This is a genomic window from Billgrantia desiderata (assembly GCF_900108215.1).
Taxonomy (GTDB): Bacteria; Pseudomonadota; Gammaproteobacteria; order Pseudomonadales; family Halomonadaceae; genus Halomonas; species Halomonas desiderata.
Genome location: NZ_FNVC01000021.1, coordinates 42,774 through 61,187 on the forward strand (window position 1 = coordinate 42,774; position 18,414 = coordinate 61,187).

An 18,414-nucleotide genomic window follows, 5' to 3' on the forward strand; every position below is an offset into this window, starting at 1 on the left:
CCGCGATCAGACCGCCGCGCCTAGCGCGGCGGTCTGCGTTAAAGGCTCTGAATGTCGATGACGTAGCCGATGATCGGGTAGCCGGCCTGCTTGGCCGCCTTCTCGGCTTCCAACTGGGCCTCGAGCTTGGAAATGCTGGTCGAACGGTGCTCGAAGACGGTATCGGCTTCCAGCTTGCGCGTCCTCACCGCAAGCCGGACCAGGTGTCCTGTCTTGTAGGACTGGGCGGACTGCTCGGCTGCCCCCGCCCTGGCGCTGCTCTTCTTCTTGCCACGTCCCTTGTGTCCGCTCGCCTTGCCGATCGGCAGGTCACGGGCCGGCGACGGCTCGTGGCCGGGCTTCATGAAGGCATCGATCTCGCGCTTGATGCTCCGCTCGAACTCGCTCAGTTCGTCGCTCATTCGTCCTCCAATGACAGATGTTCGCGCCCCGTTTGGAACATATCAGAACCTCTCCGCAGAAATTGCTAACCCAGGTTATGTCCGACAAAAAGCGCCGCGCCTCAGCGCTGACGACGGAACGTCAGGAACTCGGCAAGGGAGCCTCGCTCAGCGCCTGCAGGTAGCGCGCCGGGCCGCCTGACCGTAGCAGCAGTCGCAAGCCCACCCACAGGCTCACCTGATTCGCCGTCAGCACCATCCGGCCAGCCTCGTGCTGCATCGTCTCGACCAGCTCCAGGGTGTTGATTGCCGTGTCGGGCACCAGCAGGGGATTGCGCGACGCCCTGTGCTCGCTGGCAAAGTCGCTCACCGCCGTGACGATGTCGAGCCGGTGGGAGTCGGCCGCGTAGGGGCAGTCCAGCGCCTGCAGATTTTCCACCTTCACGCCACTGTCGTGCAGGAATTGCACCAGTCGTTCCGTGACCGCTGGCGGGTAGGGGCTCAGCAGGTCGACCCGGGACTGGTCGAGGGCGGCCAGGGCGGCGCGAAATGCCAGAGCGGTACTCGTGACGGGCACGCCGAGCCGCTGCGAGAGCTCGCGGGACTGGGCGAGAGACCACTCCAACCCACCGATGAAACTGCCGCTGGTGCAGGCCCAGACCACCGCCCGAGCCGCCGAGTCCCTGACCAGGGGCTCCCCCACCGCAGCGAGGCGGTCGGTGGCGCCAAGCGCCATCAGGGCGGTGTGTTCATGATGACCATCGCTGATGACCTTGCCCACGGCGATGCTCGGCAATCCATTGGCGACAGGGTCGCACTGCCGGTCCAAGCCATACCATTCGTAATCGGGCGGGCCATCCTCGGGTAGCAGGATACCCAGACACTGCGTGTCTTTCATCAATACCTCCCGGTCGCTGGGAATGGAAATGTCGGCCGGTTAGACGCGACAGCCCTTGCTGTGCTAATCATTTCTTTTCAAAACGTATACTGCCGCCTTCACAAGGAAAAGTGCATGCCGACTAGCGCCGCCTACCTGATCGTAGTGCTGGTGTGGGCCACCACGCCACTGGCCATCAAGTGGAGCGCCGAGGCGGGAGCGCCCGTAGGCAGCGTGCTGCTGCGCATGGCGATCGCCTTGCTGGCGGGGCTTGTGGTGCTGGTGGCAATGCGCCGCGGACTGCGCAGGGACCGGCACGCCATGGCCAGCTACGCGGCAGCGGTTCCCGGGGTATTCGGGGCCATGGCCTTGAGCTATCACGCCTCGATGACGCTGCCCTCCGGCATGATGTCGGTGATCTTCGGCATGGCACCGCTGATCTCGGGGCTGATCCTGCAGCTGCTGCCCGGCGCCGTGAAGCTGCGTCGCTGGCACTGGTTCGGCTGCACCCTCGGCCTGGCGGGGCTGGGCGTGGTGTTTGCCGACAGCCTGGTGCTGGGCAGCGACCAGTTGCCGGCCCTGCTGATGATGGTCATTGCCGTGACCCTGTTCAGCGGCAGCGGTATCGCCGTGCAGCGGGTGGCGGCCGGGCTCGGCCCACTGGAGCAGACCCTGGGCGCGCTGGCCCTGAGCCTGCCCTGTTTCTTCATCCTGTGGCTGGCCAGCGGCGAGCCCATGGCGATACCGCTCAGCACACGCGGCCTGTGGTCGGTGATCTACCTGGCGCTGTTCGGCTCGCTGCTGGGCTTCCTCTGCTATTTCCTGATCCTGTCGCGGCTCTCGGCCGCCAGCGTGGCCCTCGTCACCTTGATCACCCCGGTGCTGGCGCTGGGCCTGGGCATGACGCTCAATCAGGAACAGCCATCGTCCTCCATGCTGGCGGGAGCGGTGCTGATCCTGGTGGCGCTCGGCGCCTACCTGTTCGGCGACCGCCTGGCTCGACTGAAGGCCGAGCGTGAGGCCATGCCCTCCTGAGCCGACATGAATCCCGGCTTTGCCTAGAATAAGGTCTGCATCACCTCGACCACTTCCAGCCGCTCATCGACGCGGCAAACCCGCCGCCACTTGTCGAAGGTCAAACAGGGATGTGATGCGCCGAAGGCGACGATGTCGCCGACCCGCACCCTGCCGTTGCCCACCTCGGGCTCATCTTCGTCCTGAGGCAGATGCACGAAGGCGTGCTGATCCATCAGCTTGGTCACGCGCCACCCAGCCACCGAAAGCGTGCGCCCCGGTCGCTCGTCGCCTTCGCGGTAGCGGCGCAGCGGCTCGGGCAACTGGTCGTGGCCGATGTCGCGCTTGCCCATGCCGACGATGGCCAGCCCCGGCTCCGGCAGCGACAGCACCTGGGCGAACACTTCGAGCGCCGGCTTGAGCCCGCGCTCGAGTTCCGGCCGGCGTCCGAGGATGTCATGCTGGGCCTGACGATAGATGCCGTGGTCGTGCACCACGTAGCAGCCGGGGCGCAGCACCGGCACGAACTGCTTCCCCAGATGCGCCTCACGGAACACCTCGGCGATCATGTCATACCAGGCCGAGCCGGAAGCAGTAATCAGCGGCTGGGGGCTCTCGATCAGCGCGTCCTTGTCCAGCGCCTGGGCCGCTTCCACCAGCTGCCAGGCGTAGGCGCGCACGGCACGCTCGGGCTCGTTGCCGTGCACCACCCCTTCGTAGCCTTCGAGCCCGCAGAGCACCAGCGCCTGCTCGCTGTCGATGCGCTCGGCGAGCGCCATCACATCGTCGGTATCGCGGCAGCCGCAGCGCCCACCCGGCACGCCCAGCTCGATCAGCACCTGGAGACGCAGGCCGCGAGCGGTGAAGTAGCGGGCCAGCTGGTCGGCGTTCGCGACGCTGTCGACCACACAGTAGAAGTCGGCGCCCGCCTCGATGAGCTCGGCGACGATGGCCATGTTGGCTTCGCCGACGAGCTGGTTGGCCATCAGCAGACGGTTGATGCCGTGGCGGAAGGCTGCCCGACACTGCGGCGCGGTAGCCAGGGTGATGCCCCAGGCACCGGCGGCAAGCTGACGCTGGAACAGCTCGGGGCACATGGTGGTCTTGCCGTGCGGGGCCAGCCGCGCGCCGTGGTCTTCACAAAAACGCTGCATCCAGGCTAGGTTGTGGGCCAGCGCCGGCTCGTGGATCACCGCCGCCGGCAGGCTGACGCCCGACAGCAGGCTGGTCCCGACTTCCGGCATGCCTTTGTGCTGGGTCTCGAGGTCGGAAAACGTGTGGTTCATGCTTCACTCTCGCTGGGTGGACACAGGAAGCGCGGCACACCGCCTTTGGTCGCAGAGGTATCGAAATGTGCACGTGTCAGGCTAGTCTGGTGCAGGGCACGTTGCTACAGGATACGACAATGACTACTACCGTCGACGAGCGCCCGGTAATTCGTCGCGACCACCGCGGTGTCGCCACCCTGACGCTGAACCGTCCGCACCAGTTCAATGCGCTGTCCGAGGCTCTGCTCAAGGCCCTGGGCGGCGAGCTTTCCCGCCTGGCCAACGACGGTTCGGTGCGCTGTGTGGTCATCGCCGCCGAGGGGCGCGCCTTCTGCGCCGGGCACGACCTCAAGGAGATGCGCGCCACCCCCGACAAGGCTTACTACCAGGCGCTGTTCGCCCAGTGCGGCGAGGTGATGCAGCGTATCGTCGAGCTGCCGGTACCGGTGATCGCCCGGGTACAGGGCCTGGCCACCGCCGCCGGCTGCCAGCTGGTGGCCAGCTGCGACCTGGCGGTGGCGGCACGCTCGGCCCGCTTCGCGGTGTCGGGCATCAACGTCGGGCTGTTCTGCTCGACCCCCGCGGTGGCGCTGTCGCGCAACATCGGCCGCAAGCGCGCCATGGAGATGCTGTTCACCGGCGAGTTCATCGATGCCGAGCAGGCGCTCGACTGGGGGCTGATCAATCGCGTCGCCGACGACGAGGCGCTGGACGAAGTGCTCGAAGCGCTCACCGCCAGCCTGTGCGCCAAGAGCGCCGTGGCCCTGCGCACCGGCAAGGCCCTGTTCCAGCGTCAGCTGCAGATGCCGCTGCGCGAGGCCTACGCGCTGGCCGGCGAGACCATGGCCTGCAACATGATGGCCGAGGACGTCGCCGAGGGTATCGATGCCTTTATCGAGAAACGCTCGCCCCAGTGGCGCCATCGCTAGCCGCCCCACCCTGCGAAAGAAGAGTGGAAGCCATTTCCGCAATCGAGACAAGCTCGCGCCGAGCGGGTATCCTGTTGCAGGCCTTGCGGCCCAGGTCAACGCAGAGGATATACGCAGGTGAGTGAAGTCAAACGCAGAACGGCGGGGCGCCCGCCCGGCCCTGGCAAGAGCGCCAGCGGCCATAGTCAGTCGCTGGTGCGCGGCCTCAATCTGCTCGAGCGCCTGGCCGCCACTCCCGGTGGGCTGGCGCTCTCCGAGCTGGCGGAGATGGTCGACCTGGCCCCCTCCACCACGCACCGCCTGCTGCAGGCGCTGCAGGGGCAGGGGTTCATCACCCAGGACGCCGCCCTCGGCGTATGGAAGATCGACGTCAAGACCTTCCGTATCGGCAACAGCTTTCTCGAAGCGCGCGACTTCGTTGCCGCCAGTCGTCCCTTCCTGCGCCGCCTTACCGCCCAGACCGGCGAAACCGCCAACCTGGGCATCCGCGATGGCGCCACGGCAGTGTTCCTGGCCCAGAGCGAGTCGCCGCAGATGATGCGCATGATCACCCGGCTCGGTTCCCGCGCGCCGCTGCACGCCTCAGGAGTGGGCAAGGCGCTGATGGCGTGGCTGCCCGACGACGAGTTCGAACGGGTGCTGGCCGAGCGCGGCCTGGCGCGAGTCACCGAGAACACCTTGCATACCCCCGAGTCGCTGCGCGCCAACCTGGCTGAAGTACGTCGCCAGGGCTTCGCCTGCGACCGCGAGGAGCATGCCATCGGCTTGCACTGCGTGGCCGCCTGTCTGCACGACGAACACGGCACGCCGCTGGCGGCGATCTCGGTATCGGGCCCGGTGGCACGCATTCCCGAGTCGCGGCTGCCGGAGCTGGGTGAGCTGGTGCGCGACACCGCCGCCGAAATCACCGCCCGCCTGGGCGGGCGCGTGCCCAGCCCCAGCGAGGCATCGGCAGAAGAAGCATGAAGCGGCGTCTGGTGCCGGCCTAACCCTTGTCGCCGATCCGTTCCAACTGACGCTCGAGCTTGCGCATCACGTTGAGCAGGTCGCGGTACTCACCGGCGGTAAGGGTCGCCACCAGCTCCGCCTCCCAGGCCTGAGCCTCGGGAATCAGCTTGGTCAACAGCTTGCGCCCGACAGCGGTAAGGTGCAGATCCTGCTGGCGCTGATCCTCCGGCGCCGGCGTACGGCTGATCAGGCCACGCTCCTCCAGCGCCTGGATCGCCCGCGACACGCGGGCCTTGTCCATGTTGGTATAGGCACAGATCTTCTTTGCCGTCAGCTCGTCGCAGTGGCTGAGCCAGGCCAGTACCCGCCACTGGGCGATATTGAGCTGATAGCGCTCCTCGTAGAGCTCGGCCAGCGCCTGGCTGATGCGATCGGCCAGGCTGTTGAGCCGATAAGGCAGGAACTGGTTGAGATCCAGCTCTTGCTTGGTCGGCGGCCCGGCCAGGTCCTCGTCGCCCTCCATGGCGAGACCGGCCTGGCGTTCTTCTTCTGCATTCATCTCGAGACTCCTCACCCCGCGCTTGGCAGCGGTCAATAGAGCAGTTGCGGCAGGAACAGCACGATACCCGGGAACACCAGCACCAGCAACGCGCGCGCCATGCCGGCCACCCAGAACGGCGTCACGCCGCGGAAGATCGTGCCCGTGGAGACGTCCGGCAACACCGCCCGCAGCACGAACACGTTCATTCCCACCGGCGGCGTGATCAGACTGATCTCGATCACGATCACCACCAGGATGCCGAACCACACCAGGTCGAAGCCGAGCCCCGCCACCACCGGGAAGAACACCGGCACGGTGAGCAGCAGCATCGACATGCTCTCGAACACGCAGCCGAGCAGCACGTAGATGGCCAGTATCACCAGAATGACCATGAACGGAGCGATGTTGAGCCCGTTGACGAAGGCCAGCAGGTCGTTGGGCAACCCCGCCCGGTTGATGAAGTTGGCAAAGATCAGCGCGGTGAGCACCACGGCGAACAGCATGGCGGTGGTGCGCACGGTGTCCATCAGCACGTTCATCAGCACCTGAGGGGTGAGCGCCCGCCGCAGCAGGGCGATGATGAAGGCGCCCATGGCGCCGATGCCCGCCGCCTCGGTGGGGGTGAACACGCCGAGGTAGATGCCGCCGATCACCAGTACGAACAGGGCCAGGGTGCTGCCCACGCTCTTGAGCGCCTGGAAGCGCTCGGGCCACGGTACCTTCTCGCCGGCGGGGCCGGCGTCCGGGTCGCGCCACAGCACCCACTTCACCGCCACCAGGTAGAGGATGATGCCGAGAATGCCGGGAATGAAGCCGGCGGCGAACAGTTCGCGGATGCTGGTTTCGGTGAGAATGCCGTAGATCACCAGCATCACGCTGGGGGGAATCAGGATGCCCAGGGTGCCGCCGGCAGCGATGGAGGCCGAGGCCAGGGTGTCCTTGTAACCGTACTTGCGCATCTGCGGCATGGCGACCCGGCCCATGGTGGCGGCGGTGGCCAGACTCGAGCCGCAGATGGCACTGAAGCCGCCGCAGGCGACGATGGTGGCCATGGCCTGACCGCCCTTGCGGTGGCCGAGGAAGCCGTTGGAGGCGCGGAACAGCGCATCGGACAGCCCGGCGTGGGAGACCAGGTTGCCCATCAGGATGAACAGCGGGATCACCGACAGGCCGTAGTCCATGGCGGTATCCACCACGCGCCGCGCGGCCATGGCCTCGGCGGCGTTCCAGTTGCCGGTGAGGAAGTAGAAGCCGGCGAAGCCGACGATGCCCATGGCAAACGCCAGGGGGACACGCAAAAAGGCCAGCAGCAGCAGGGCGGCGAACCCATACAGCGCTTCAGTCATGATCGCCTCCCTTGCCTTTCTCGGGGCTGAGCGGGCCGCCGCGTTCGAGCACGCCCACGCCTTCCAGCAGGTAGCCGATGGCGCGCAGCAGTGTCAGCACGGCCGAGACGGCCAGCATGACCGAGATGAGATAGATGAGATAGCCGTTGGGGATGCGCAGAAACTCGGTCACGTCGCCCCACTCCATGGCGCGCTCGGCCAGCGCCCAGATGCGCCGCGCCATGATCCACAGCGCCCCGGTGACGATCAGGTTGACCAGCACCTGGCGGATCCAGATCAGGCGCGCCGGAAACACGCTGTCGAGCAGATCGACGCTGACGTGCTCCTCGCGCCAGCACACCACCGGCAGCGACAGGAACACCAGCGCGGCCAGCATCAGCTGAGTCAGCTCGACGGTGCCGAGAATCGGCGAGTTGAAGAAGTAGCGTCCGGTCACGTCCGCCGTGGTCAGCAGCATCATGGCGAAGAGGGTGGCACCGGCCACCCCCTCCAGCGTCAGCTGCATGACACGACCGACCCGCAACCAGAGCGTGGACGAGGTCGGCATGGTCAAGCCTCCAGATAAAGGTGCAGCGGGTTACTGGCGCACGACGCGCTCGGCGATACCTTCACTCTCGGCCGCCAGGGCCAGTTGCTCGCGGAAGTGCGCCAGGGCCGCCTCGGCATCGACGCCGCGATCCGCCACGGCATTCGACCACTCGGCGATCAGCTGCTCGGTCACACCGCGCAGCCGCTCGATATCCGCTTCGGGCGCCTGGGTGAAGGTGGCGCCGCGCTCCTGGCCGAACTCGACCCCGCTCTCGTCGGAAACGTCCATCATGTAGCCGAACAGCCGCGACAGGTGCTCACCGGAAACGGCCTCGATCGCCTCGCGATCTTCGGGCGAGACCTGATCCCAGAACATCGGATTCATGACGATGGCGAAGCTGCCGCGATAGAAGCCGCCATCGACGGTCAGGGTGTGCGGCGCCACTTCGGCCACACGGAAGCTGCGCAGGCTCTCCAGGGTCAGCATGGCGCCGTCGACCACGCCCTGGGAGGCGGCTTCGTAGACGCCGGTGGGCGGCAGCGCCACGCCGGTCACGCGCATGGCGTCGGCCAGCCCGCTCATCACCCCGCCGCCGACCCGCAGGCGCTTGCCCGCCAGGTCGTCGATGGAGCCGATCTGGTCGCGGGTGAAGATCTGCCCCGGCCCGTGCACGCCCATGGCCAGCACGTCGACGCCGCGATGCTCGCCCGCCTGGGCCAGATATTCCTGATGCGTGTGCCAGTAGGCCGCGGCGGCATCCTCGGAGGAGAACTCCTCGAAAGTGGGGAATTCCGGCAGTTGGGTGGCCAGGAAGCGGCCGGCCATGTGGGCGTGGAAGATCCAGCTGGCATCGGCGATACCGTCGGCGACGATCTCCATCTGCGCCGCCGGCGGGCCCATGTCGTGCACCACTTCGACGGTCACGCGGCCTTCGGTGGCGTCCTCGATCCAGGCTTTCCAGGTCGGCCAGACGATGGTGTTGACGCCGTGGTTGGGGCCGCCCCAGGTGCTGACGGTGATGGTGGTCTGGGCCAGCGCAGGCGTGCCGAGGCTGAACCCGAGCGCCGCGACGGCGCCGATCATGAGGCGGTTGGTGATTTTCATTGTGTGCTCCTGGTCGTCACGGGTGGCGCACTCGCGCCACGTGATGGCTTTGTGTTGTTGTAATGCGAGCGTCGCTGCCTTCGGGTGCACTCGCCGGGGGCAACGCAGCCTATGTTTTGTCAGCCTCACCTTGCCGCTAGTTAATTTCCTGTGCAACTAATTTTGCAACGATTCGTTATTAGACTTAGGTCGCAAAAAAACGTTAAACCCATGATCCAAGGCAAATTCCGGCCATTTTCCCGCCGCTTGATTTAGGGATTGGTCCGTGATTTGCTGGACATATAGTTTCAAACAAAACTATGCTGAACGACATTCCGGCACCACTGGTGGGCGGGACACGGCCTACGTGACGACCCTGACGACCCTGGAGGAACCATGAGCAAGAAGTTCGCTTCCCACGCCGATACCGAAGAGAAGCAGGTCAGCTTCACCCAACTGGCCGAGGGCCTGTACGCCTATACCGCCGAGGGCGACCCCAACACCGGCGTGGTGATCGGCGACGACAGCGTGATGGTGATCGACACCCAGGCCACGCCGATCATGGCCCAGGACGTGATCCGTCGGATTCGCGAGGTCACCGACCTGCCGATCAAGCACGTGGTGATGAGCCACTACCACGCCGTGCGCGTGCTCGGCGCCTCGGCCTACGGTGCCGAGAACATCTATGCCAGCCAGCACACCTACGACCTGATCGTCGAGCGCGGCCAGCAGGACTACGAGTCAGAGGTCGGCCGCTTTCCGCGCCTGTTCAAGGGCGTCGACTCGGTGCCCGGCCTGACCTGGCCCAACATCGTGTTCCAGCAGGAGCTCACGGTGTTCATGGGCAAGCGCGAAGTACGCATCATCCACCTCGGTCGCGGCCACACCAAGGGCGACACCATCGTCTGGCTGCCCGAGGAGAAGGTGATGTTCTCCGGCGACCTGGTCGAGTACGGCGCCACCCCCTACACCGGCGACGCCTATCACGAGGACTGGCCCACCACCCTCGACCGCCTGCAGGCGATGGCCCCGCAGAAGCTGGTACCGGGGCGCGGCGAGGCGCTCACCACCCCCGAGCAGTGCCAGGAGGCGATCCAGGGCACCCGCGACTTCCTCGCCGACATGTACGGCAGCGTCAAGGCGGGCAAGGCCGCCGGCAAGTCGCTCTCCGAGTGCTACGCCGAGACCTACGCCAAGCTCAAGCCGAAGTACGGCCACTGGGTGATCTTCGACCACTGTCTGCCGTTCGACATCACCCGCTGCTATGACGAGGCCGGCGGCGAATATCCCGACCCACGCATCTGGACCGCCGAGCGCGACACCGCCATGTGGCACTCGCTGCAGGAAGTGGTCGAGAACCAGTAACGACACGATACCCCGGGACGTCCCGGAACAGACCTGCCGCCGGGACGCCACCCGGCGGCAGGTGCCGAGGGGAGCACGATGCCAACGACCTACAACAATCCCGTCTATCCGTACCGGCGCCCACCGGAGCTCGACCGCACCGACGTGCGCCACTGCCCGGTGGTGATCGTCGGCGCCGGACCCACCGGCCTGGCCATGGCCATCGACCTGGCCCAGCAGGGCATCGCCAGCGTGGTGCTCGACGACAATAACACCGTCAGCGTCGGCTCGCGGGCGATCTGCTTCGCCAAGCGCACCCTGGAGATCCTCGACCGCCTGGGCTGCGCCCAGCCAATGGTCGACAAGGGCGTGACCTGGCAGCGCGGCCGGGTGTTCTTCCAAGCGCGTGAGGTCTACGACTTCGACCTGCTGCCGGAAGCGGGCCACCGCATGCCCGCCTTCATCAACCTGCAGCAGTACTACTTCGAGGAGTACCTGGTCGATCGTGCCAATGAGCTCAACGAGCTGATCGACCTGCGCTGGCTGCACAAGGTCACCGCAGTGGACAGCCAGGCCGAGCGCAGCGAGGTGCTGGTCAGCACCGAGGACGGCAACTACCGCCTCGCCTGCGACTACCTGCTGGTGGCCGACGGCGCCAACAGCAAGATTCGCGACATGCTGGGCCTGGAGAGCAAGGGCCAGGTGTTCCAGGACCGCTTCCTGATCGCCGACGTGATCATGAAGGCCGACTTCCCCACCGAACGCTGGTTCTGGTTCGACCCGCCCTTCCACCCCAACCAGTCGGTGCTGCTGCACCGTCAGCCGGACAACGTCTGGCGCATCGACTTCCAGCTCGGCTGGGATGCCGACCCGGAAGAGGAGAAGAAGGAGGAGAACATCCGCCCCCGCGTGCAGGCGATGCTCGGCGCAGACGTGGAGTTCGAGCTGGAGTGGGCCAGCGTCTACACCTTCCGCTGCCGCAAGATGGACAGCTACATCCACCGGCGGGTGTTCTTCATGGGCGACGCCGCCCATCAGGTATCCCCCTTCGGAGCCCGAGGCGCCAACGGCGCGCTGCAGAGCACCGAGAACCTGGCCTGGAAGCTGGCCCGGGTGCTCAAGGGCCAGGCCCCGGAAGCGCTGCTCGCCACCTACGACGACGAGCGCCAGCACGGCGCCGCCGAGAACATCTTGAACTCGACGCGGGCCACCGACTTCATCACCCCCAAGAGTCGCGTGAGCCGCCTGTTCCGCGACAGCGTGCTGGAGCTGGCCGAGCACTACCCCTTCGCCCGCCGTCTGGTCAACAGCGGTCGCCTCTCCATGCCATGCCGCTACGACGGCTCGCCGCTCAACGGCCATGAGGCCGAGGGCCTGCCCCTCGAGCTGCGCCCCGGCAGCCCGGCCAAGGACGCGCCGATCGGCCTGGCCGGCCGCCGCGCCTGGCTGCTCAACCAGCTCGGCGAGCGCTTCGTGCTGCTGCTCGATGGTCGTGTCGACAGCGCCCGGGCCGAAGCCCTCAGGGCCGAACTCGCCCCGCTGCTCGAGGAGCGGGCCGACCTCGACCTGCTGGTCGTCGGCCCCGCGCCCCACGCCCTGACCGAGCTGCCGCGCAGCCGCCAGGTCGAGGACGTGGAGAACCTGATCGGCGAGCGCTACGGCCTCGGCGCCGGCATCGCCTACCTGATCCGCCCCGACCAGCACGTCACCGCCCGCTGGCACACCGTCACGGCGGCCGCGGTCGGCGAGGCGATGGACCGCGCCCTGGGCGCCTATCTCGCTCCTTCCACCGTTCAGGGAGGCACCCATGCCACGGCTTGAGCTCAACCCCAACTTCACCGACCCGGACGCCTTCTATGCCGCGCTGACCGAGCTGCATCGCGAGCGCAGCGAGGCCGAGAGCGAGCGCATCAATGCCCGGCTGATCCTGCTGCTGGCCAACCACATCGGCGACCAGCAGGTGCTCGAGGAGGCGCTGGCCATCGCCGGCCAGGCCACGACACAGCCAAGCGAACGGCTTGAGTCAGCAAAAGATTCGACAGGACGTTGAAACAGAGGACCCCCAACATGACGACCCAGACGCTCGAGTACCAGAGCGGTTTTCGCAACCACTTCGCCAGCGAGGCGCTGCCCGGCGCGCTGCCGAGCGGGCAGAACTCGCCGCAGAAGTGCGCCTACGGCCTCTACGCCGAGCAGCTCACCGGCTCGGCCTTCACCGCGCCGCGCCACGCCAACCTGCGCAGCTGGCTCTACCGCATCCGCCCCTCGGTGGTGCAGAGCGCCTATACGCCGCTGGAGAACGGCCGGGTAGCCACCTCGCCGCTGGCCAGGCCCGCCGCCGACCCCAACCAGATGCGCTGGGATCCGCTGCCGATTCCCGCCGAGCCCACCGACTTCGTCGACGGCCTGCTGACGATTGCCGTCAACGGCGATGCCGGCACCCAGGCCGGCTGCGGCGTGCACGTCTATGCCTTCAACCGCGACATGACCGAGCGCTTCTTCTACGACGCTGACGGCGAGCTGTTGATCGTGCCGCAGCAGGGCACCCTGCGCCTGCGCACCGAACTCGGCGAGCTCGAGGTCAAGGGCGGCGAGATCGCGGTGATTCCCCGCGGCATGAAGTTCCAGGTGCGCCTGGCCGAGGGCTCTGACGCCGCCCGCGGCTACGTCTGCGAGAACTACGGCAGCCCCCTGGAGTTGCCCGGCCTCGGCCCCATCGGCGCCAACGGCCTGGCCAACCCGCGCGACTTCGAGAGCCCGGTGGCCGCCTTCGAGGACATCGAGGGCGACTTCGAGCTGGTGGCCAAGTTCTCCGGCCGCTTCTGGGTGACCAAGCTCGGCCATTCGCCGCTCGACGTGGTGGCCTGGCACGGCAACTACGCGCCCTACAAGTACGACCTGGCCAAGTTCAACACCATCAACACGGTGAGCTTCGATCACCCCGACCCCTCGATCTTCACCGTGCTGACCTCACCCTCCGACACCCCGGGCATGGCCAACATCGACTTCGTGATCTTCCCGCCGCGCTGGATGGTGGCCGAGAACACCTTCCGCCCGCCCTACTTCCATCGCAACCTGATGAGCGAGTTCATGGGCCTGATCCACGGCGAGTACGACGCCAAGGCCGAGGGCTTCCTGCCCGGCGGCGCCAGCCTGCACAACTGCATGTCGCCCCACGGCCCCGATGCCGAGACCTTCGAGAAGGCCTCCAACGCCGAGCTGACACCGCAGCGCCTGGATGCGACCCTGGCCTTCATGTTCGAGAGCCGCTACGTCTACCACCCGACCGAAGCGGCGCTGAACGCGGACATCCGCCAGCGCGACTACGTCGACGTGTGGTCGACGCTGCGCTCGCACTTCGATCCCAGGCAGCCTTAGAAGGCCGAGAGACGAAACGCTGAACCGGACGGAGCCGACGAGCTCCGCCCCTGACGAAAGGATTGAGCCAAGATGAAACTCGCCACTTTGAAAAACGGCCGCGACGGCAAACTGCTGGTGGTCTCCCGCGACCTCACCCGCGCGGTTTCCGCCACCGACATCGCCGCCACCCTGCAGCAGGCGCTCGAGAACTGGGACGCCGTCAGCCCCAGGCTGGAGGCGCGCTACGCCGAGCTCAACGACGGCAGCGCCGAGGGCGCCTTCAGCCTGGATCAGGGCCAGTTGCACTCGCCGCTGCCGCGCAGCTATCACTGGGCCGACGGCTCCGCCTATCTCAACCACGTCAAGCTGGTGCGCCAGGCCCGCGGCGCCGAGCTGCCGGAGAGCTTCTGGAACGACCCGCTGATGTACCAGGGCGGCGGCGACAAGTTTCTCGCCCCCACCGAGGAGATCGAGGCGGTCAGCGAGGAGCACGGCATCGACTTCGAGGGCGAGATCGCGGTGATCACCGACGACGTGCCCATGGCGGTCACGCCGGAACAGGCCGCCGGCCACATCAAGCTGATCATGCTGGTCAACGACGTCAGCCTGCGCGGGCTGATTCCCGGCGAGCTGGCCAAGGGCTTCGGCTTCTTCCAGGCCAAGCCGGCCTCGAGCTTCTCGCCGATCTGCGTCACTCCCGACGAGCTGGGCGATGCTTGGCAGGGTGGCAAGGTCCATCTGCCGCTGACCGTGCATCTCAACGGCGAGAAGTTCGGCGAGCCGGAGGCCGGCCCCGACATGATCTTCGGTTTCCCCGAGCTGGTCGCCCATGCCGCCCGCACCCGCTACCTGGGCGCAGGCGCCATCATCGGCTCTGGCACCGTCTCCAACCCCGACCCCGACGGCGGCCCCGGCAAGCCGATCGTCGACGGCGGCGTGGGCTACAGCTGCCTGGCCGAGGTGCGCATGGTGGAGCAGATCCTGCACGGCGCGGCCAAGACGCCCTTCCTGCGCTTCGGCGACCGGGTGCGTATCGAGATGTTCGACCGTGCCGGCAACAGCATCTTCGGCGCCATCGACCAGCAGGTGGTCAAGTACCAGCCGAAGTGACGCGACACAAGGAGCCACGCATGACCACGCTATATGGCTATTTCCGCTCCTCGGCGGCGTATCGGGTGCGTATCGCGCTCAATCTCAAGGGGCTGGCGTACGAGCAGGTGGCGGTCAATCTGGTCAAGGGCGAGCAGCGGGCTGAGGAGAACCTGGCCCGCAACCCCCAGGGGCTGGTGCCGGTGCTCGAGACCGACGACGGCACCCGGCTGACCCAGTCGCTGGCGATCTGCGAGTACCTGGAAGAGCGCCACCCCGAGCCGGCGCTGCTGCCGGGGGACCCCGCGGGCCGCGCCCGGGTGCGCTCGCTGGCCCAGCTGGTGGCCTGCGAGATCCACCCGCTCAACAACCTCAAGGTGCTCAAGTACCTGGTGCACGAGCTGAAGCTGGACGAAGCGGCCAAGCTGGCCTGGTACCGCCACTGGATCGCCGAGGGTTTCACCGCGCTGGAAGCGAGGCTTTCGGGCGAGGCCGCCACCGGCGCGTTCTGCCACGGCGACAGCCCGAGCCTGGCGGATGTCTGCCTGGTGCCGCAGGTATTCAATGCCGAGCGCTTCGAGTGCGACCTCTCGGCGTATCCGACGATCCGCCGCATCGCCGAGCGCTGCCGCGCGATGGAAGCCTTCGCCAAGGCCGCTCCGGGGGCACAGCCGGATGCAGGTTGAGCAACGCCGCGCTAATTAGGCTATATTAAGCAAGCTAACGACTGGCGGGCGCCGCCCCTCCCTGTTCCGAGCCGGAGCGGGAGAAGCGGCGCCCGTCGGTCGTTGTCTTTCGCCCCCGAGCGCCCTTCGAGACGCCCTTCGAGAATGAGGTCAATGTGCTGAGGCTGAAGTCCCCTGCCACGGTGATCACCTTGGCGGCCCTGACCGCGCTGGGCCCACTGGCCACCGACATGTATCTGCCGGCCATGCCGGCCATGGCCGAAGCGCTCGATACCGGGCCCGATCAGGTGCAGCTGACCCTAAGCCTGTACATGGCCGGCTTCGCCGCCGCCCAGCTGTTCTGCGGCCCCTTCTCCGACCGCTTCGGGCGCAAGCCGGTGATGATCTTCGGCTTCAGTCTGTTCCTGGTGGCGAGCCTGCTGTGCGCCTTCGCCCCCAGCATAGAATGGCTGCTGGCCGGGCGCTTCCTGCAGGCGCTGGGCGGCGCTACCGGACCGGTGCTGGGGCGGGCGGCGGTACGCGACATCTACGGCCCCCTCGAGGCCGGACGCATTCTCTCCTACATGGCCAGCACCATGTCGCTGGCCCCGGCGGTGGCGCCCATCGTAGGTGCCGGTCTGCTGCTGCTGTGGGGCTGGGAGTCGGTGTTCGTGCTGCTGGCACTCTACGCCGCCGCCATGCTGCCGCTGCTGATCCTGGCGCTGCCTGAGCCGCTGCCGCCGGAGCGGCGTCAGTCGATCCACCCCAAGGTCATCGTGGCCAATTTCCGCATGCTGCTCGGCCAGCGCACCTTCATGGGCTATACCCTGACCAACGCGGCGGCCTTCTCGGGGCTGTTCGCCTATCTCTCGGGGTCGTCGTTCGTGCTGATCGACTTCCTCGGCGTCTCGCCGTTCCAGTACGGGCTGTTCTTCACCCTGATCGTGGCCGGCTTCTTCGTCGGCACCCTGCTCAGCGGCCGCTATAGCCACCGGCTGGGCCGCGAGCGGCTGGTCGGTCTGGCCAGCCTGATCTGTGCGCTGGGCGGCAGCTTCATGCTGATCCTGGCGCTCTTCGGGGTGTATGCCGCCTGGGCGGTGGTCGGCCCGCACGTGCTGTTCATGGTCGGCATGGGCATCTTGATGCCGCAATCGATGACCGGCGCCCTGGCGCCCAACCCCCACTGCGCCGGCTCGGCCTCGTCGCTGTTCGGCTTCCTGCAGATGAGCATCGCCGCCGCGATCGGCAGTGCCGTGGCCCAGTTGCACGACGGTACCTCACGCACCATGGCCATCGTGGTGGCGCTGGGCGGCCTGATGGCCGTGGCCAGTTTCCTGGGGCTGGTGCTGCCCGCCGAGCGGGCCATGAGGGTGGAGCAGGCCGAAGGGGGCAAGCCATGAGTGCTGCCTCGCCCCCCAGCCGTCTCGTCATCCTGCTGCTGGCCCTGGCGGGCTTTGCCAGCATGGCTTCGATGCGGGTCACCGATGCCATGCTGCCGGCGCTGTCCCAGGCCTTCTCCCGACCGGTGGCCGACGTGGCGCAGAACATCACCCTGTTCGCCATTGCCTACGGCATCATGCAGCTCGCCTATGGCCCGCTGGGCGATCGCCACGGCACTCTGCGGGTGATCGGCCTGGCCACCCTGGCCTGCGCCGTGGGTGCGCTGGGCTCGGCGCTCTCCGAGTCGCTCTCGATGCTGCTGCTGTTCCGCACCCTGAACGGCGCCACCGCCGCCGCCATCATCCCGCTCTCCATGGCCTGGGTGGGCGACAACGTGCCCTACGAACAGCGCCAGGTGACCCTGGCGCACATGCTTTCCGGCGCGGTGCTGGGGCTGATCTCGGGGCAGGTGGCGGGCGGCTTCCTGGCCGACACGCTGGGCTGGCAGGCGGCCTTCGTGCTGCTCACGCTGCTGTTCCTCGGCGCCGGCGGGCTGCTGCTCACGACCCTGCACCGCCAGCCGGCGCTGTCGCCACCCAAGGCCGAGCAGGGTCGCATCGCCTTCTTCTCGCGCATCCGCGAGGTACTGCTGATTTCCCGCGCCCGACGCATCCTGGCGCTGGTATTCCTCGAGGGCATCGCCGCCTTCGGTGCGCTGGCCTTCGTTGCCAGCCACCTCTATGCCCGGCTGGAGGTCTCACTGACCCAGGCCGGGCTGATGGTGGCGCTGTTCGGCGTGGGCGGGCTGATCTTCGCCGCCCTGGCCAGGCCGCTGGTCGCCCGCCTGGGCGAGCCGGGCCTGGCGGCGGGCGGCGGCGTGCTGATGGGGCTCGGCTTCGTCGGCCTGGCGCTGGCGCCAGGCCCGGCCCTGGCCACTGCCAGCGCCTTCGCCGCCGGGCTGGGTTTCTACATGATGCACAGCACGCTGCAGATCAACGCCACCCAGATGGCTCCCGCCATGCGCGGCACCGCCATGGCGGTATTCGCCGGCTGTCTGTTCCTCGGCCAGTCGGTGGGGGTCAGCCTCGGCGGGCTGGTGCTGCGCCTGGCCGACAGCCTGTGGCTGCTGGCCGGCGCCGGCGTATGGTTGCTGGCCCTGGGGCTCATCTTCGCCTGGCTGCTGCGTCAATGGCACGGCGAACGGGCCGCTGCCACTGCGGCCTCATAGCCTGCCGCGCATCAAATCGCTGCGAAAGCCGGCGACCCAACGCATGGCCTCTTCCAGCTCGCCGTGATGGAACACACGCATCTCGGTGTGTGGAAACAGCTTGTCGGCCAGCTTGGTAGTGGTCTCGATCCAGCGCTTGTCGGCGATCACCGCGGCACGCTTGAAACGGTGGTACTCACCCAGCTTGCTCAGGGCATAGGAGAGATCGCGCAGCAGGGCGCCAGGGGTCATGTGGTCGAACTCGGTCATATCGGCCAGCACGCCGATCTGCTCGTTGTGCTCGAGTTTCGACTCGATGGCGGGAATCAGGATGTCATAGTCCTTGCTGTGCAGCGTGCCGGATATGCGGAACGCCGCGACGTATTCCGGGGCGGGCAATGTCTCGATCATGGCGGGCTCCTCCTTGGCTGCCGGACTCAGGTCTTGTCTTTAG

At 67.2% G+C, this 18,414-nt stretch carries 19 protein-coding genes; 11 read left to right on the top strand and 8 right to left on the bottom strand.

The window, feature by feature from the left end:
- Positions 1-38: 38 nt before the first annotated feature.
- Together C4S71_RS16780 and C4S71_RS16785 are read right to left on the bottom strand one after the other, a co-directional pair.
- Positions 39-401: a hypothetical protein gene (locus C4S71_RS16780; protein WP_086510641.1), complete on the bottom strand. Its 363-nt coding sequence runs from the start codon at positions 399-401 to the stop codon at positions 39-41.
- A 121-nt stretch (positions 402-522) separates the two neighbouring features.
- The gene (locus C4S71_RS16785) at positions 523-1,278 is read right to left on the bottom strand and encodes an aspartate racemase/maleate isomerase family protein (RefSeq protein ID WP_103969938.1); all 756 of its coding nucleotides are present in this window, start codon (positions 1,276-1,278) and stop codon (positions 523-525) included.
- 114 nt (positions 1,279-1,392) lie between these two features.
- Between C4S71_RS16785 and C4S71_RS16790 the strand changes: the two genes are divergently transcribed.
- On the top strand, positions 1,393-2,292 hold the full coding sequence (locus C4S71_RS16790) for a DMT family transporter (protein ID WP_103969939.1): 900 nt from the start codon (positions 1,393-1,395) through the stop codon (positions 2,290-2,292).
- 23 nt (positions 2,293-2,315) lie between these two features.
- Here C4S71_RS16790 and C4S71_RS16795 read toward each other — a convergent pair whose 3' ends face one another.
- Entirely contained in the window at positions 2,316-3,557 is a 1,242-nt protein-coding gene (locus C4S71_RS16795) for an amino acid deaminase (protein WP_103969940.1), read from the bottom strand.
- A gap of 119 nt (positions 3,558-3,676) precedes the next feature.
- Here C4S71_RS16795 and C4S71_RS16800 point away from each other — a divergent pair, with 119 nt between their 5' ends.
- The gene (locus C4S71_RS16800; protein WP_086510649.1) at positions 3,677-4,468 is read left to right on the top strand and encodes an enoyl-CoA hydratase; all 792 of its coding nucleotides are present in this window, start codon (positions 3,677-3,679) and stop codon (positions 4,466-4,468) included.
- 117 nt (positions 4,469-4,585) lie between these two features.
- Positions 4,586-5,434 carry an IclR family transcriptional regulator gene (locus C4S71_RS16805; protein ID WP_086510650.1) on the top strand — a complete coding sequence of 283 codons (849 nt, stop codon included), beginning with the start codon at positions 4,586-4,588 and terminating at the stop codon, positions 5,432-5,434.
- Positions 5,435-5,453: 19 nt separating this feature from the next.
- Here the strand turns inward: C4S71_RS16805 and C4S71_RS16810 are convergent, their stop codons facing one another.
- From C4S71_RS16810 to C4S71_RS16825, 4 genes are all read right to left on the bottom strand, one after another.
- Positions 5,454-5,939 carry a MarR family winged helix-turn-helix transcriptional regulator gene (locus C4S71_RS16810; RefSeq protein WP_086510651.1) on the bottom strand — a complete coding sequence of 162 codons (486 nt, stop codon included), beginning with the start codon at positions 5,937-5,939 and terminating at the stop codon, positions 5,454-5,456.
- Between the two features lie 68 nt (positions 5,940-6,007).
- Positions 6,008-7,303, bottom strand: coding sequence for a TRAP transporter large permease (locus C4S71_RS16815; protein ID WP_103969941.1), 1,296 nt, complete (start codon positions 7,301-7,303; stop codon positions 6,008-6,010).
- On the bottom strand, positions 7,296-7,850 hold the full coding sequence (locus C4S71_RS16820; protein WP_086509176.1) for a TRAP transporter small permease: 555 nt from the start codon (positions 7,848-7,850) through the stop codon (positions 7,296-7,298). The genes C4S71_RS16815 and C4S71_RS16820 overlap by 8 nt, the downstream gene beginning before the upstream one ends.
- A gap of 30 nt (positions 7,851-7,880) precedes the next feature.
- A complete protein-coding gene (locus tag C4S71_RS16825; protein ID WP_103969942.1) occupies positions 7,881-8,936 on the bottom strand; it encodes a TRAP transporter substrate-binding protein in 1,056 nt (351 codons plus the stop codon).
- Between the two features lie 375 nt (positions 8,937-9,311).
- On the opposite strand from C4S71_RS16825, the gene C4S71_RS16830 reads away from it, so the two are divergent.
- From C4S71_RS16830 to C4S71_RS16865, 8 genes are all read left to right on the top strand, one after another.
- On the top strand, positions 9,312-10,280 hold the full coding sequence (locus C4S71_RS16830) for an MBL fold metallo-hydrolase (RefSeq protein ID WP_086509178.1): 969 nt from the start codon (positions 9,312-9,314) through the stop codon (positions 10,278-10,280).
- A 78-nt stretch (positions 10,281-10,358) separates the two neighbouring features.
- On the top strand, positions 10,359-12,080 hold the full coding sequence (locus tag C4S71_RS16835; RefSeq protein ID WP_103969943.1) for an FAD-dependent oxidoreductase: 1,722 nt from the start codon (positions 10,359-10,361) through the stop codon (positions 12,078-12,080).
- On the top strand, positions 12,067-12,309 hold the full coding sequence (locus C4S71_RS16840; protein WP_103969944.1) for a DUF2783 domain-containing protein: 243 nt from the start codon (positions 12,067-12,069) through the stop codon (positions 12,307-12,309). The genes C4S71_RS16835 and C4S71_RS16840 overlap by 14 nt, the downstream gene beginning before the upstream one ends.
- Positions 12,310-12,326: 17 nt before the next feature.
- Entirely contained in the window at positions 12,327-13,637 is a 1,311-nt protein-coding gene (gene hmgA, locus C4S71_RS16845; RefSeq protein ID WP_103969945.1) for a homogentisate 1,2-dioxygenase, read from the top strand.
- 72 nt (positions 13,638-13,709) lie between these two features.
- Entirely contained in the window at positions 13,710-14,729 is a 1,020-nt protein-coding gene (locus C4S71_RS16850) for a fumarylacetoacetate hydrolase family protein (protein WP_103969946.1), read from the top strand.
- A 20-nt stretch (positions 14,730-14,749) separates the two neighbouring features.
- A complete protein-coding gene (maiA, locus tag C4S71_RS16855) occupies positions 14,750-15,394 on the top strand; it encodes a maleylacetoacetate isomerase (protein WP_086509183.1) in 645 nt (214 codons plus the stop codon).
- Between the two features lie 155 nt (positions 15,395-15,549).
- Positions 15,550-16,773, top strand: coding sequence for a multidrug effflux MFS transporter (locus C4S71_RS16860; RefSeq protein ID WP_103969947.1), 1,224 nt, complete (start codon positions 15,550-15,552; stop codon positions 16,771-16,773).
- Positions 16,770-17,981, top strand: coding sequence for an MFS transporter (locus C4S71_RS16865; protein WP_103969948.1), 1,212 nt, complete (start codon positions 16,770-16,772; stop codon positions 17,979-17,981). Before C4S71_RS16860 ends, C4S71_RS16865 begins: the two co-directional genes overlap by 4 nt.
- Here C4S71_RS16865 and C4S71_RS16870 read toward each other — a convergent pair.
- Positions 17,976-18,371 (bottom strand): SpoIIAA family protein, encoded by a 396-nt coding sequence (locus tag C4S71_RS16870; RefSeq protein WP_086509186.1) that lies wholly within the window; start codon positions 18,369-18,371, stop codon positions 17,976-17,978. The two genes, C4S71_RS16865 and C4S71_RS16870, sit on opposite strands and share 6 nt — an antisense overlap.
- Positions 18,372-18,414: the final 43 nt, after the last annotated feature.